This window comes from Rhodococcus sp. WS3 (genome assembly GCF_003797085.1).
GTDB classification, from domain to species: Bacteria; Actinomycetota; Actinomycetes; order Mycobacteriales; family Mycobacteriaceae; genus Rhodococcus_F; species Rhodococcus_F globerula.
In genome coordinates, this window is the sequence record NZ_RKMA01000001.1 from 859,650 (window position 1) to 874,390 (window position 14,741).

The 14,741-nt window shown below is 63.4% G+C and carries 14 protein-coding genes; 8 read left to right on the plus strand and 6 right to left on the minus strand.

The genetic code is table 11. The features are described from left to right. Window positions 1-5: 5 nt before the first annotated feature. Together EEB13_RS03910 and EEB13_RS03915 are read right to left on the minus strand one after the other, a co-directional pair. Complete coding sequence (locus EEB13_RS03910) at window positions 6-1,409, minus strand: FAD-binding oxidoreductase (protein ID WP_033231311.1); 1,404 nt, start codon at window positions 1,407-1,409, stop codon at window positions 6-8. After that, window positions 1,406-2,257: a class I SAM-dependent methyltransferase gene (locus EEB13_RS03915; RefSeq protein ID WP_141484661.1), complete on the minus strand. Its 852-nt coding sequence runs from the start codon at window positions 2,255-2,257 to the stop codon at window positions 1,406-1,408. Before EEB13_RS03915 ends, EEB13_RS03910 begins: the two co-directional genes overlap by 4 nt. A 126-nt stretch (window positions 2,258-2,383) precedes the next feature. Here EEB13_RS03915 and EEB13_RS03920 point away from each other — a divergent pair, with 126 nt between their 5' ends. The 6 genes from EEB13_RS03920 (at window position 2,384) to EEB13_RS03945 (ending at window position 7,863) form a co-directional block, all read left to right on the plus strand. Then, the gene (locus EEB13_RS03920) at window positions 2,384-3,061 is read left to right on the plus strand and encodes a winged helix-turn-helix transcriptional regulator (protein ID WP_045070756.1); all 678 of its coding nucleotides are present in this window, start codon (window positions 2,384-2,386) and stop codon (window positions 3,059-3,061) included. Between the two features lie 111 nt (window positions 3,062-3,172). Then, complete coding sequence (locus EEB13_RS03925; protein WP_141484662.1) at window positions 3,173-3,772, plus strand: M15 family metallopeptidase; 600 nt, start codon at window positions 3,173-3,175, stop codon at window positions 3,770-3,772. A 2-nt stretch (window positions 3,773-3,774) separates the two neighbouring features. Continuing rightward, on the plus strand, window positions 3,775-4,416 hold the full coding sequence (locus EEB13_RS03930; RefSeq protein ID WP_141484663.1) for a phosphatase PAP2 family protein: 642 nt from the start codon (window positions 3,775-3,777) through the stop codon (window positions 4,414-4,416). Window positions 4,417-4,469: 53 nt separating this feature from the next. Continuing rightward, window positions 4,470-5,168, plus strand: a complete 699-nt coding sequence (locus EEB13_RS03935; protein ID WP_045070762.1) for a response regulator transcription factor — start codon at window positions 4,470-4,472, stop codon at window positions 5,166-5,168. Continuing rightward, entirely contained in the window at window positions 5,165-6,571 is a 1,407-nt protein-coding gene (locus tag EEB13_RS03940) for a sensor histidine kinase (protein ID WP_141484664.1), read from the plus strand. The genes EEB13_RS03935 and EEB13_RS03940 overlap by 4 nt, the downstream gene beginning before the upstream one ends. Before the next feature lie 86 nt (window positions 6,572-6,657). Then, on the plus strand, window positions 6,658-7,863 hold the full coding sequence (locus EEB13_RS03945; protein WP_141484665.1) for an MFS transporter: 1,206 nt from the start codon (window positions 6,658-6,660) through the stop codon (window positions 7,861-7,863). A gap of 8 nt (window positions 7,864-7,871) precedes the next feature. Here EEB13_RS03945 and EEB13_RS03950 read toward each other — a convergent pair whose 3' ends face one another. The 3 genes from EEB13_RS03950 to EEB13_RS03960 are packed head-to-tail and all read right to left on the minus strand — an operon-like array spanning window position 7,872 to window position 11,354. Further along, window positions 7,872-9,326, minus strand: coding sequence for an MFS transporter (locus EEB13_RS03950; RefSeq protein ID WP_141484666.1), 1,455 nt, complete (start codon window positions 9,324-9,326; stop codon window positions 7,872-7,874). Window positions 9,327-9,366: 40 nt separating this feature from the next. Beyond that, the gene (locus tag EEB13_RS03955) at window positions 9,367-10,026 is read right to left on the minus strand and encodes a response regulator (RefSeq protein ID WP_033231319.1); all 660 of its coding nucleotides are present in this window, start codon (window positions 10,024-10,026) and stop codon (window positions 9,367-9,369) included. After that, window positions 10,023-11,354: an ATP-binding protein gene (locus EEB13_RS03960; protein ID WP_045070767.1), complete on the minus strand. Its 1,332-nt coding sequence runs from the start codon at window positions 11,352-11,354 to the stop codon at window positions 10,023-10,025. Before EEB13_RS03960 ends, EEB13_RS03955 begins: the two co-directional genes overlap by 4 nt. 93 nt (window positions 11,355-11,447) lie before the next feature. Here EEB13_RS03960 and EEB13_RS03965 point away from each other — a divergent pair, with 93 nt between their 5' ends. Further along, the gene (locus tag EEB13_RS03965) at window positions 11,448-12,776 is read left to right on the plus strand and encodes a PspC domain-containing protein (protein ID WP_045070769.1); all 1,329 of its coding nucleotides are present in this window, start codon (window positions 11,448-11,450) and stop codon (window positions 12,774-12,776) included. After that, complete coding sequence (locus EEB13_RS03970) at window positions 12,776-13,012, plus strand: hypothetical protein (RefSeq protein WP_045070771.1); 237 nt, start codon at window positions 12,776-12,778, stop codon at window positions 13,010-13,012. Before EEB13_RS03965 ends, EEB13_RS03970 begins: the two co-directional genes overlap by 1 nt. 70 nt (window positions 13,013-13,082) lie before the next feature. On the opposite strand, the gene guaA is transcribed toward EEB13_RS03970, so the two are convergent. Further along, window positions 13,083-14,654 carry a glutamine-hydrolyzing GMP synthase gene (gene guaA / locus EEB13_RS03975; protein WP_033231323.1) on the minus strand — a complete coding sequence of 524 codons (1,572 nt, stop codon included), beginning with the start codon at window positions 14,652-14,654 and terminating at the stop codon, window positions 13,083-13,085. Window positions 14,655-14,741 lie beyond the last annotated feature (87 nt).

Below are 14,741 nucleotides of genomic sequence, written 5' to 3' on the forward strand. Positions count from 1 at the left end.
ATTTGCTACTTCAGCGCCGACGCAGCCGGCCTGATGTTGGCGTTGAGATGAAACAGGTTGTGCGGATCGTACTGTGCCTTGATCCTGGACAGGCGTGCATACTTGCCGGATCCGTACGAACTGCGAACCCGCTCTTCGTCGACGTCGGTCATGAAATTGACGTAGCCACCGGGATTGGTCGACAAGGGACGCAACGCTTCCCAGATATTGCGCACCCACGTTCGATCCAGATCCAGAGTCCCGGCATCCGTTGCCGTGGCCGTCATGTTGCACACGTAGTGCGGGGCGCGGGAACCACCGAACGCCGTATCGTCGTCGCCGACGGCGGTAAACGCACCCTGCAGCGGAAAGATCGGGATGAACGACATCGGTGACGACTTCTTCACCGCGTGTTCGGTCAGAACACCGATCACGTCATCGGAGAGATCCCCTAGGTCCAGAGCTTTCTCGTACGCGTACGCACCCCACGGTTCGGCATCGTCGAGCATCGACTGCAGCCCCGTGTACGGGAGCGGCGTGACGAACTCGAACAGCGGCGGCAACCCTTCCCTGATGGGCGCAATCACCTGCGCATGCTCCTCGGCGGAACCGAAACCTGCCACCAGCAAGGCATATCCGGGATGAAAGTGGAACTGCTCCGGCACAAACGCCGCGGGCGGCGCGGACAGGCTCGAGGCAATCAACGCACCGGTGTTGCGGGGCAGAGCCGGCACCACGTCGCGGCACAGACGCAGCGCATCCGGTCCGTCGTCCATCCCCCAGAAGAAGAACCCGAGATGCACTTCCGGCCCGATCGCGCTCAGCCGGTACTCGAACTCGGTCACCACACCGAAATTGCCTCCCCCGCCTCGCAACGCCCAGAACAAATCGGGATGGTTCTCTTCCGACGCGCGCACGACCTCACCGTCTGCAAGCACAACCTCCGCCGACGCCAGATTGTCGATCGACAATCCGAGCGTTCGCGTCAGCCACCCCATGCCGCCGCCGAGTGTCAGACCGCCCACACCTGTATCGCTGATCACCCCACCTGTCACAGCCAGGCCGTGTTCCTGCGTCGCGGCGTCCAGGTTCGCCAACGTCGCCCCGCCGCCTACGCGCGCCCTACGCGCCGACGGATCAACAGTGACGTTGTTCAGTGCACTGAGATCGATCATCAGACCGCCCTCACACACCGAGGCCCCACGATACGAATGTCCACCACCTCTGACGGACACCTCCAAGTCATGTTCTCTGGCATAACCCAGTGCCGCAGCCACATCCGACGGCGAAAGGCACCTGGCGATCCCAGCCGGGCGGTGATCGATCGAGCCGTTCCAGATGGCCCGCGCGTCGTCGTAACCCGAATCTTCCGGGCCGAAAACCGGGCCGGTGACGGACGATCTCAACGGCGCAATATCAATGCTTGTCATGACGTACTCCTGACACCGGTGACGAGTAGATACTCCCAGTCCATGCCCGGAGAATCCCCTCCGGCGCTGGAATCTCCTCCTGCGCTGTACTTGCGAGCCAAGTCGACGAGATCCCGGTCGAGGGCCTCCACCTTGGCGTCGTCGCCGGCAATATTGCGGTAGACGGCGATGGTCGGTCCGTAATTCTCCTTGAAGAAGTCGCGGAAGTCTTCCGGATCGCGGAACCTGCTCACCTGCAGCACTTCTCGACGCGCAGTCAGGTCGCAAACTCGGTCACCGAACAGCTCACGAACATGACTCTCCTCACCCCACAACGGCGGTGGCTGCGAACCAGGAGGTGGTGCAGGTGCGTACGGTTTCATGGCTTTGAACATCTCGCCGATGAAACCTGTTGGTGTCCAGCTCAGTACAGCGATCCTGCCACCTTCCTTACACACTCGAACAAGCTCGTCCGCTGCCCGCTGATGATGCGGCGCAAACATGACGCCGACGCACGAGAGCACCACGTCGAACTCACCGTCTTCAAACGGTAGATCCTCGGCATCAGCCTCCCGCCACTCGAGTTCGACATCCGCGTCGGCTGCCATCTTCCTTCCCGCATCGAATAATTCGGGAGTCAAGTCCGTTGCCACCACCTGCGCGCCGAGTGCCGCCGCAGGAATAGCCACATTGCCGGAACCTGCCGCGATGTCGAGAACCCGATCACCGGCGCGCACGCCGCCTGCCGCCGCCACAACCGGCCCGAGTTCCGGGATGACCTCCGTTGCCACCGCAGGATAATTGCCCAACCCCCACATCACCCGGTGCTTGGATTTGAGGGCTCGATCCAACTCCGCTGCTTCAGTCATTATCGTTCTCCTCCATCAATTTTCGCAGTACCGATTTCCACTCTGACCTCGACGTTACGACCATCGAGTGTCACCGATCCAGTACTGGATCTGTACCAGCCCCACCCATCGGCCTACGATTGACAAGTGGGGTCGTCGTACCGCCAGTTCTGCCCCGTCGCCAAGGCGATGGAGCTACTCGACGAGCGCTGGACGCTCCTGGTCCTGCGCGAACTCATGATGGGAAGTACCCATTTCAACGACCTGCGACGCGGCCTTCCCCGCATGTCTCCGACGTTGCTGTCCAAACGTCTGCACCAACTCACTGCCGCCGGAATCACCTACCGAGACAACACCGACGGTGTTGTCACGTACCGCCTCACCGACGCCGGACGCGAACTCCGCCCCGTCGTCGAGGCCCTGGGGATCTGGGGCACCCGCTGGATCGGCGAACTCGGCGACCAGGATCTCGATCCCAAACTCCTGCTGTGGGACATGCATCGACGGGTGGATCACTCCGCTGTGCCCGACGGAAAAACAGTGGTGCACTTCGTCTTTTCCGAAATCGATCGGCAGTCACGAAACTGGTGGCTGGTCATCAACTCCGACGAGGTCGACGTCTGTGACCTCGACCCGGGTTTCGAGGTCACCGTGTCCGTATCTGCCGGGCTCAGGCCGTTGACCGAGATCTGGCGCGGCGACCTCACGTGGTCCGACGCCATTCGATCAGGTGAGGTCACCATTTCCGGCCCGGAAGCCCTGCGTCGCAGTTTGCCTTCGTGGTTCGAACTGTCCACATTTGCATCCGTTCCCCGACCCGCTTAGCGCACGCCCCACCAGGCTCGTTCCGTCCTGTTACAGAGCTGTTGCAGACCGTGACACCGTCGACGAACAGTGACGACCTCCTGGTGACACTGACCGAGCAGTCTCTGCACTATGCCCAGCCACCGCGGAATCATCTGCCCCGTCGCACACCGAGCAGTCGCACTCGGGGCAGTCGCACTCGGGGCGCTCATGCTCAGCGCGTGTTCGTACACCGAGGCGGCCACACCCAAGAGCGATCACTACCTTGCCACTCAACCTGATTCAGGACCCTCAGGCGGCGAGATCGAGGACGGCCTCAATGTGGCGGACACCCATATGCCCGCGCTGGCCCGCCTCGATTCCGCACTTCTCGCGGCGCTGCAGATGGCCGCAGCGGATGCGCGGTTATCCGGGGTGGACATGCATGTCACGTCGGGTTGGCGATCAGCCGCATACCAACAGCGACTGTTCGACGAAGCCGTAGCCAAGTACGGCAGCGTGGACGAAGCGTCCAAGTGGGTGCACCCCCCGAGTCTGTCCAAGCATGTCAGCGGACAGGCAGTAGACATCGGACCGACGGATGCCGACGACTGGCTTATCCAGCACGGCAGCGATTACGGCCTCTGCCAGACCTATGCAAACGAGATGTGGCATTTCGAACTGGCGACCACTCCTGGTGGGGAATGCCCGCCCCAACGCAACAACCCTTCGGACGAAAGAGCGGAAGGCTGACCATGACACGAGTCAAACCAGCGAGACTGTTTGCCGCACTGGCACTCTTGATCCTCGGAGTAATCGAATTCGAATTGGCGGTCAACACTGCCGGTGGCCAGATCGTCGATCAACAACTCATGGTGGGCGCGGCCACGTCTGAAGTCCTCGGCGTGTTCTCCACTGAGTTCATCGGCCTGCTCACCCCGATCCTGATAGTGGGAGGAGTGCTCGTGGTACTCATGATCACGTTGCGCAACAACCCGATTGCGCTGGCACTGCGCGTCGCGGTCGTGACCCTCGGCCCCATCACGACGGCCTGGGTTCTCAAACAGTCGCTGGATCGACCAGACCTGAACGGTCTTGTCATGCATAATTCCTTCCCCAGCGGGACTCTCACCGCCATCACTGCTCTGGTCTGCGCGATAGTGCTCGTCACACCGGCCAGGTGGCGGGGCGTCGTCGCCGTCAACGGCGCGCTGATCACCATCGGGACCGCGATCTCGGTAGTCGTGTTGCAATGGCACCGGCCGAGTGACGTGCTGGGTGCACTACTCCTCGTCGGTTGCTACACCCTCGCCGTGTCGGCATTTCCGTTGAACACCACCGCCGCACGGCACGCGGTACTGGCAAACTCCGGCAACGAACGGCTCTCGAAAGTGTGACACCTGTACCGTGGGCTGACCGAGATTGCTCCGACCCCGGAAGGCCCCTAATCATGGTGAATATCCTTTTCATCGAAGACGATCCAGCCGTGGCCGAGGCAATCACGTTGGGACTGAACCGACTCGGGCACAACGTCAGCCATCGCCCCGACGGCAACAGTGATTTCGACGACGTACTCACCACCACCGACCTCGTCCTGCTCGACCTCGGACTCCCGGGTGCCGACGGTTACGAGATCTGTCGACGCATCCGCACGCGTAGTTCGATCCCGATCATCATTCTCACCGCTCGATCCGACGACATCGACACCGTTGCCGGCCTCGAGGCCGGCGCCGACGACTACGTCGTCAAACCGGCCAGTCCGCGTGTCCTCGACGCTCGCATCAAAGCCGTCGTGCGTCGGTCAGCGCCCGCAACGACGCGAACAGATGCAGTACCGGCGGCAGAGACATTCGGCGACTTGGAACTGGATCGATCGTCATTGCAGGTCCGCAAGGGCGGAACGCTGCTGACCCTGACCCCGACCGAGCTCCGGCTGATCCTGGCACTGACCGAGAATCCCGGACAGGTTCTCAGTCGTCGACAGTTGTTGTCCGCAGCCTGGGACCAGGAGTACCTGGGCGATTCCCGAATCGTCGACGCAGCGGTGCAGCGACTGCGTGGAAAGATCGAGGACGACCCGGCCGTACCGACAGTCATCGAAACCGTGCGCGGCTTCGGATATCGCTTCAACACCGGCTCAGGTCGATGAGACCGGCCTGGCTGCGCGTCGACGGCCTGCGGACCCGGCTCGTGCTGGTGTTCATCGCAATCGTCCTCATCATCGCCGGAGGAACAGCCGGCGCGGTATCGCTCATGGCGCGGTCGTGGATCTATTCCAATGCTCAGGACGTGGCAACGGCACAATTTCGCGACGAGCTACAGTCCCTCGACGGCATGCCGGTGGACGGGTTGACACCCGCCAACCTCTCACAGGTCTTCCCATCCGACCTGACGCTGATCACAGACGGTGAAGTAGTTCGCCAAGGATCCGTCGATCCCGCGAAGATCCCGCCGAGCTTCGACAGCGGTTTGGACAGTGCAAAACTGATCCGCTTCGAGAGACTCGACTCCGAGCGCATCCTGCTGGGGATGTCCGTCAACGTCACGGACACGACCGCGGAGGACGGCTACGACAACCAGACACTTGTGAAAGCTGTCACCGTCCGGCCACTGGTGGGGGTACAGGACAAGTTCGACGACCTGCTCCGAGTCGTCGGTCTCACCCTCGCTGCCGGCGTGCTGGTCAGCGGTCTGCTCGGCTTCTGGATCGCGTCGACGCTGGTACGTCCGCTCAAGCGTCTCGACGCGGCCGCCGCCCGTGCCGCCGACGGCGATCTCAGCGTCCGCCTTCCGGAAAACGGAGTAGCCGAACTTGCCCAGGTGACAACAACATTCAACAACATGGTCGCGCGCAACGAAGCGGTGATCAAAGGTCTCGAAGAATCCGAAGAGCAGGCAAGACGGTTTGTCGCCGACGTCTCTCACGAGCTGCGAACGCCACTGGCCGCACTGGTGCCGGTCAGTGAAATACTTCGCGAAGAGATCCCCAACCTTCCGCCCGACGCCGGTGCCGCCGCACGCATCGTGAGCAGTGAGATCGGCAAACTCACTCGACTCGTCGAGGATCTGATCGAAATGTCTCGCCACGACTCACAGCAGGCACGCCTCGTCCTCGACGACGTCGATCTCGTCGAACTGACCGAGCGCACGCTGGAGAGCCGCGGCTGGACCGAAACCGTCGAGCTCGACGCGCCCGAAAGCATCAGCAGCAGAGTGGATTCGCGTCGGATCGACATAGTCGTCGCCAACCTCGTCGGCAACGCACTGCGGCACGGTTCACCCCCGGTACGCGTCGAACTCAGCGCCGAACCCGATTACGCCGTCATCGCCGTCGTCGATCACGGACCGGGCATCTTGCCCCAGGACCGGCAGGCAATCTTTCGCCGGTTCTACAAGGTAGACACCGCACGAGGACGCAGCGAGGGCAGCGGGTTGGGACTCTCCCTCGCAGTCGAGAACATCCACTTGCACGGCGGCACCATCGGCGTCGACCAAGTGGACGGACACACGGTCTTCACTGTTCGCCTCCCCACTGCCGACCACGAGCAATGACCACATTTTGGGATTACAGTTTCAGCATGTGAAACAGCCGGAGTAGCGTCGGAGCCCTCAACCAAAGAAGAATTGGGAGGCTCACCATGACTGAGGCGTCACGGTTGGAAAAATCGGTAGTCACACCGCGGGCATGGACGATGCTTGCCCTCGGTGTTGCCGCCCAAGCCGCCGGAACCGTCTTCGTCAGCACTCCCGCCTTCCTGATCCCACTCCTGCATTCCGAGCACGGTCTCTCACTGGCGCAGGCCGGAACTCTGGCTGCAGCGCCCACTTTCGGTATGGTCCTCACGCTCGTGGCCTGGGGAGCACTGGCCGACAGATTCGGTGAAAAGTGGGTCATCTCGATCGGACTTGCCTTGACCGCCGTTGCGGCCCTGGCTGCCACCACCACCGACAATTACGCGTTGCTCGGTATGGCGTTCCTGTTCGGCGGCATGTCGGCCGCCAGCACCAATGCCGCCAGCGGACGCGTGGTTGTCGGCTGGTTTCCCAAGGACCGCCGCGGATTGGCGATGGGCATCCGGCAGATGTCCCAACCCTTGGGCGTCACCATCGCGTCGGTCACCGTTCCGACACTGGCTGCGCACTCGGGAATCGGTTCGGCGGTTGCGCTGTCCGTGATTCTCAACGGCGCACTCGCAGTGGTCTGTGCACTTGTCCTGGTCAATCCCCCGCGGCCCGTCACCACCGCACAGGCACCCGCCGCGGCCGCCAACCCCTACCGTTCGAACTCCTTCCTGTGGCGTATCCACCTTGCGTCAGCTCTCCTGGTGTTTCCGCAGTTCACACTGTCGACATTCGGACTGGTCTGGCTGATCAACGAACAACACTGGGAGGCCGCCCCGGCAGGCCTGCTCATCGGAGCGTCGCAGTTCGTCGGGGCGCTGGGACGCATCGTCGTCGGGATGTGGAGTGACCGCGCGGGCAGTCGCGTCGGCCCGCTTCGCCTGGTGTCGATGTCTGCCGCCGTTGTCATGCTGGCCATGGCTGCCGCCGACGCCGCCCCGTGGGGAATCCCAGCGCTGGTGCTGCTGATCGCCACCACTGTCAGTGTCGCGGACAACGGCTTGGCGTTCACGTCCGTCGCCGAAGCGGCCGGGCCTACCTGGCAGGGAAAAGCGTTGGGCGCTCAGAACACCGGACAATTCATTGCCGCATCCGCCGTGGGGCCGGTGGTCGGCGCACTCATCGGTGTGGTCGGGTATCCCATCGCGTTTGCGATAGTCGCCGCCTTCCCCGCCGCGGCAATCCCGTTGGTACCGAGCCACGATCGAGATATCAGCGTCTAGTCCAGCGCCTAATCCTGGGCCCGACTCGGTTGTACCGCAGGCCCCGTCAGATCACAATGTGGTTTGCAGGCAACCGAATCCGTTTCCGGCATCGGCGGCGCCGCCGGAGCGCGGATCAGTACCGCCGCGATAGCCACACCGAGCAACAGCAGTCCCACACAGATGTACATCGCGATCGTGAATCCGTCGGAGAACAGCGCCGGATCCGCCAGAGCTTCGGTGTTGATCCCCGCGATTCCCGGCAACGCGGCAACAGCCAGGAGCTGACTGGTTCGGGCAACGGCATTGTTCACACCCGATGCAATTCCCGACTGCTCCACCGGAACCGACCCCAACACGGCCGCGGTCAGCGGCGCAACCATCACCGACAAACCCAATCCGAACACGAGAACTCCGGGTAGCACGTCGGTGAGGTACGACGCGTCGACCCCGATCCTCGTCATCAACACCAGTCCCACTGCTGCCACTGCCGGCCCGGCGGTCATCGGCAACCGGGGTCCGTGAATCTGCGCGTACCTACCGGCGCGCGAGGAAAAGAGCAGTAGCGCCACCGTGATCGGCACCGTAGCGACCCCCGCTGCCACCGGCGAATAGCCCGCGACCAGCTGCAACTGCAGCACCAGCAGGAAGAACACACCGCCAAGCGCCGCGTATACCGCCAGAGTCACCAGATTGGCGGCGACAAACATTCTCGACCGGAACAGCGACGGCGGCACCACCGCACTCGGCGACCGTCGCTCCACAACGACAAACAGGCACAACACGAGAGCGCCGACCACTCCCGCGACCAGGTTCATCTCGATCAACCCGTAGGTCAACGCACCGAGACCGACTACCGCACAGGCAGATCCGAGTACATCCAGACGTTCCGGAGGATGCGGGTCGCGACTCTCCGGAACGTGCCGCACACTCGCCCACACGACAAGAGCAGCCAACGGCAAGTTCAGGAAGAACACCGACCGCCACCCGGCGACCTCCACGAGCCAGCCACCGAACAGCGGACCTATCGCTCCCGCAACTCCCCCGAGTCCAGACCACAAACCGATGGCAGCGCCCCGATCCTCCTCACGCAACGACGCCGAGATGATGGCCAAGCTTCCCGGCGTCAGCAGTGCCGCACCCACGCCTTGCAGGATTCGTGCCACCACCAAAAATGTGATGTCGGGAGCAATGCCGCACAGCAGCGACGCCACCGCGAACCACACCGTGCCCCACACGAACACCCGGCGCCTACCCCACCGGTCCCCCAGAGCGCCGCCGAGCAGAATCAACGACGCCAGAGCCAACGTGTACCCGCTGAGCGTCCACTGCAGGCCCGCTACCCCGGAACCCAACTCCTCGCCGATGTGCGGTAGCGCAATGTTGACCACCGTGCCGTCGAGAAGAGCCATGCTCGAACCGAGAACCGTGGCGGCAACAACCCAACGCCCACGACTCGACGCCAGCGCCAGTGGTTCTGTCATGTGGTCCATGGTGCGCGTTCGTGGACGCTCGCGGAAGAGTTCAGTCGATCTGGCGGCGATGAGCCCAGCGTGTCAGCGCATTGCGGTTGGACTGCTGAGTCTTTCGCAGGACATTGGACGCATGCGTCTCGACGGTTTTCACGGAGATCACCAGCTCCTCCGCAATCTCGCGGTAGGTGTACCCCCGCGCGAGCAACCGCAGGACTTCGAGTTCACGGGGAGTCAGTGAATCGAGTTCCGGATCGAGTTGTGGTTCCGGTGCCGCGGATCGACCGGTGAAGGAGTCGAGCACAAAACCCGCCAGCCTGGGCCCGAAGACGGCGTCGCCGCCTGCGACCCGGCGGACACCGTCGGCCAGTTCGGCACCCGAAATCGTCTTGGTGACGTAGCCCCGAGCACCCGCCCGGATTACCGCGATGACGTCCTCAGCCGCATCGGAAACGCTGAGTGCCAAGCACACCGGACCGGAATCTATCCCGCGCAGCACAGCCACTCCGCCGCCGTCCGGCATGTGTACGTCGAGCAGGACCACGTGGGGTTTCGTGGAGTTGATCCCGGCGATCGCTTCGGCCACCCCGCCGGCCTCACCAACAATCTCCATGTCGTCTTCACGGGACAATTCGGCCCGTACCCCGGAGCGGAACACCCCGTGATCGTCGACAAGGAATACGCGATACGGGGGTGTGGGCAAAACTGTCACTGGGGCGCTTCCTCCGGGTTGTCGACAAGGTCGGCGGGCTCGTCCCACTGTAAGTCAGAGTCGGTGCTCGTCTTGCCCCCGAGCGGCATGTGTACCCGGATTTCCGTCCCCTTGCCGATGGTGGAGCGAACCACGACGCGGCCACCACGACGCTCGATCCGGCCGCGAATCGACTTGGCCAGACCTTGACGGTCCTCTGGTACCGCGTCGACGTCGAATCCGACGCCGCGATCTCGAACGAAGATGCTCACCTGATCACCTTCCACCTCGGCAAACAGGTTGATCTCCTTCTCGCCGGAGTGCTTCGCGGCGTTGACCAGAGCCTCACGCGTAGCGCCGAGAAGTGCGGTGAACGCTTCCTTCGGCAGACCGTCCTCGCCGTCCAACTGCACGTCACCCACCGTCACCGGACGCACCGTCACACCGTGCTGATCCTCCACCTCACCCGCGATGATCTTGAGCCCTTCGGTCAGGCTCGTGTGGTCGATCTCGCCGCCACTGAACAACCACTTCCGAAGCTCGCGCTCCTGCCCACGGGCAAGCCGCGCCACTTCCACCGGATTGTCGGACTGCTTCTGGATCAACGCCAACGTCTGCAACACCGAATCATGCAGGTGTGACGCGATCTCTTCACGCTCGTCGTTGCGAATTCGAGCGGCCCGCTCAGCCCCGAGCGCCCGCCACATCCGCAACCACAACGGAACCGTCAGCAAACCGGCGCCGATCAACGTCACGACGACGGCCAACAACGACGACCGCAACGCGTCGATGTCGACTTGCGCCAACACCACGACCGCCAGCCCCAGCACGATCATCGATGCGCCGCCGACCACGCGCGTCCACGTCAGGACGGTCGGCCGTGCCGGCAACCCGATGACGGTACGAGGGCCTTCGGAATCGAACTCCCGCCACACCAGTGCCGCACCGACCGCAACAACAAAAAACGGCGCCAGTACAGAACCCGCCGTGCCGCTGAACAACCACGACAACGCCGCCGCACCGCCCAGACCGAGAACGGCCAGACCGTAAGCACGCTGACGCTCTGCCGCGCTCGGCTTCTCGGTGTCGGTACCCGCCGACACGAAAACCCAGAGAATTCCGTACGCGACGATGCCCGCACCGGCCATCGCAGCCAGAATCGCAAACGCAACACGGACCTTCAGCGCGTCGATACCAAGGTGATCCGCGATACCGCCGGCAACACCACCCACAATTCGACCGCCGGAGCGCCGCTCCAACTTTCGTATCGGCAGCGGCGCACTCACGAGCGCGGGATCAGACACAGATTGCACATAGTCGATACTGGCACGAACCCTGCTCGAGCACATCAGGGTCCAACCCTGAAGTCAGGCCAGGAGCGCGCCAAAGATCAGGGTTCACCCCTGATGCGGCAACACCCCCGAACACACCACGATGGAGCCATGAGTAATCCGACCTTCCAGGAACAGATCAACGATCTGTGGCGGACCCGCCCCGTGCGTCTACCGGACCAGGGTCACGTTGCCGGCGTATGCGCAGGAATCGGATACCGATACGGTGTCGACCCGATCCTCGTGCGCGTTGCCTTTGTCATCTCGACCATCTTCGGCGGCTCGGGAATCTTGCTGTACGTCGTGGCCTGGCTGACTTTCCCGCGCGCCGACATCGGCCAAACCGCAGCGGCGCCGGGTCGTCGCCACCGCTCGGACAAGCACACCAAAACCATCGTCCTGGTGGTAGCCCTTGCGATCGCCGCAACCACGATCGGTCCGCTCGGCGCCGGCCAGGGCGGTTCCGGACTGATCGGCGTCATGCTGATGCTCGGCGGCCTGTGGCTGCTCTACCAACGCCAACCTGTCCCACCGGTGCTGCCACCTTCGTCCACGCAGCACATCGGCGCCGGAACGGTCTATCCCGGAACAGGATTCACCCCGGGACCATTCACCCCGGGATACTTCGCCCCGAACCAGCCGCCGACGTACACGCCGTACACCAAGCTTCCCGACAGCTACGTTCCCACGGATCCAGCCGCAGCAACTTCGTCATCGGAATCGGCACCAGCAGTTGATCTTTCGAAGAGCGAGCCCGCCATCACGCCGCCCGCGTGGGACCCGCTCGGCGTTGCTCCCTTCGCTTGGGATCTCCCCGACCCCGTAACCAAGAACCCTCCCCTGCTACCGCTTCCGCCTCGCCGCCGTCGCTCCCGCTGGACCCTGACCGTCCTGGGCCTGGCGATCATCGCCGCCACCGCAGTCGGTGCCGCAGGCGCAGCAACCGGCAACGACTGGTTCACCCCCGGCCGTGTCGGGGCAGTCGGACTTGCCGTGATCGCACTCGGATTGATCTTCGGGGCGTTCTTCCGCAAGGGATACGGGCTGCTGATCGTCACCGGACCCCTCGTCGGCTTCGTGATCCTCGCGTCGCTGGTTTACCCGCTCGAGTTCGACGCGTCAGGTGAGCAGAAGTGGACACCGGCCAGCGTGTCCGAGATTCAGTCCTCGTACTCCGGCGGCTTCGGCAGCTTCACACTGGATCTGAGCGAGGTCACCTTCACCGAGGACAAGACCATCGACGTCTCGGCGGCATTCGGCGAGTTCAAGGTATTGCTGCCGCCGACGGTCAAGGCACAGAACGACTGCACAGTCGTGATGGGTGACGGATCCCGTTGCCTCGACGGTGGAGTCCACGCCGGCGCAGCGGCCGGACCTGATGCCCCCACCGTGACGATCAACGCCAAAGCCACATTCGGAGCCTTGGAGGTACACCAGTAATGAGCGACTACGACGACATCGGCAACAGCACCGAAGAACACGAGGAAACCTCGAAATCCAAGCGTCCGTCCGCACTTCTGCTCATCGCGGGAATCGCGGCATTCCTGGTCAGCGGATGGGCACTACTCGGACCCTTCTCCCTTGCCCCGGCAGCAGACATTCAATTCCGGTGGCTGTTCGTGGGAGCAGCAGTCATCGCCGGCCTACTGCTGGTGATTCTGCCGAACCGCAAATAGCTCGAACCACAAATAGCACTGTGCGCCTTCATCAACCACGGTCGGTTGATGAAGGCGCACAGCAATCAGCTCACTCCCACTCGATCGTTCCCGGCGGCTTGCTCGTCACGTCGAGAACAACGCGGTTGACGTCCGGAACCTCATTGGTGATGCGCGTGGAAATGCGCTCGAGGGTCTCGTACGGCAAGCGCGTCCAGTCTGCGGTCATCGCGTCTTCACTCGAGACCGGACGCAAGACGATCGGGTGGCCGTAGGTCCGGCCGTCGCCCTGCACGCCCACGCTGCGCACGTCGGCGAGGAGGACAACCGGGCACTGCCAGATCGTTCCGTCGAGGCCTGCGGACGTGAGTTCTTCACGCGCAATGGAATCCGCCTGGCGGAGGATTTCGAGGCGGTCACGGGTGACCTCGCCGATGATGCGGATACCAAGGCCCGGTCCGGGGAACGGCTGGCGTCCGACGATCTCTTCCGGCAAGCCGAGTTCGCGGCCGACTGCGCGGACCTCGTCCTTGAACAACAGGCGCAGCGGTTCGACCAGCTTGAACTGCAGATCTTCCGGCAGGCCGCCGACGTTGTGGTGGCTCTTGATGTTTGCGGTGCCGGTGCCGCCACCGGACTCCACGACGTCCGGGTACAGGGTGCCCTGAACGAGGAAGTCGACGGTTGCGCCCTGAGAAGCGTTCTCGCCCAGGACATCGCTGACAGCGCCTTCGAAGCTGCGGATGAATTCGCGGCCGATGATCTTGCGCTTGGTTTCGGGATCGGTGACGCCGGCCAGTTCACCGATGAAGGTGTCGGCGGCGTCCACCGTGATCAGGCGAGCGCCCGTCGCGGCAACAAAGTCCTTCTCCACCTGGGTGCGCTCACCGGCACGCATCAGACCGTGATCGACGAACACACAGGTCAACCGGTCGCCGATAGCGCGCTGAACCAATGCAGCCGCAACAGCGGAGTCGACTCCACCGGACAGACCACAGATGGCATGGCCGTCGCCGACCTGCTCACGCACCTGCTCGATGAGCGCGTCGGCGATGTTGGACGCCGTCCACGCTGCCGGAATACCGGCGATCTCGTGCAGGAAGCGGCTCAAAACCTGCTGTCCGTGCGGGGAATGCAGAACCTCGGGGTGGTACTGAACGCCGGCGAGCTTGCGGGCGCGATCCTCGAACGCTGCGACGGGAGCGCCGTCACTGGTCGCGGTGACCTCGAATCCCGAAGGCGCTTCGGTGACGGCGTCGCCGTGGCTCATCCACACCGGCTGCGTCGCGGGAAGTCCGTCGTGGAGCAGGCCACCGGACACCGAGATGTCGGTGCGGCCGTATTCACGGGTGCCGGTCTCGGCCACGGTGCCGCCGAGAGCTCCGGCCATCGCCTGGAATCCGTAGCAGATGCCGAACACCGGAATGTCGTGGTCGAACAGTGCCGGATCGAGCTTCGGAGCGCCGTCGGCATACACGCTGGACGGCCCGCCGGAGAGCACAACAGCCAAGGGCTTCTTGGCCACGATCTCCTCGACGGTCATGGTGTGCGGAATCACCTCCGAGTAGACCTTGGCCTCACGGACTCGCCGCGCGATCAGCTGCGCGTACTGCGCACCGAAGTCGACGACAAGAACTGGTCTCTGCTGCTCGATATCTGCCACACGTGCAGTCTAATCGCCCCAGCTAGCGAACCTGCGCACCCCCGGACTCTGCGCAGCATACGAGAGTCCGGGGGCGACGAAGATCAC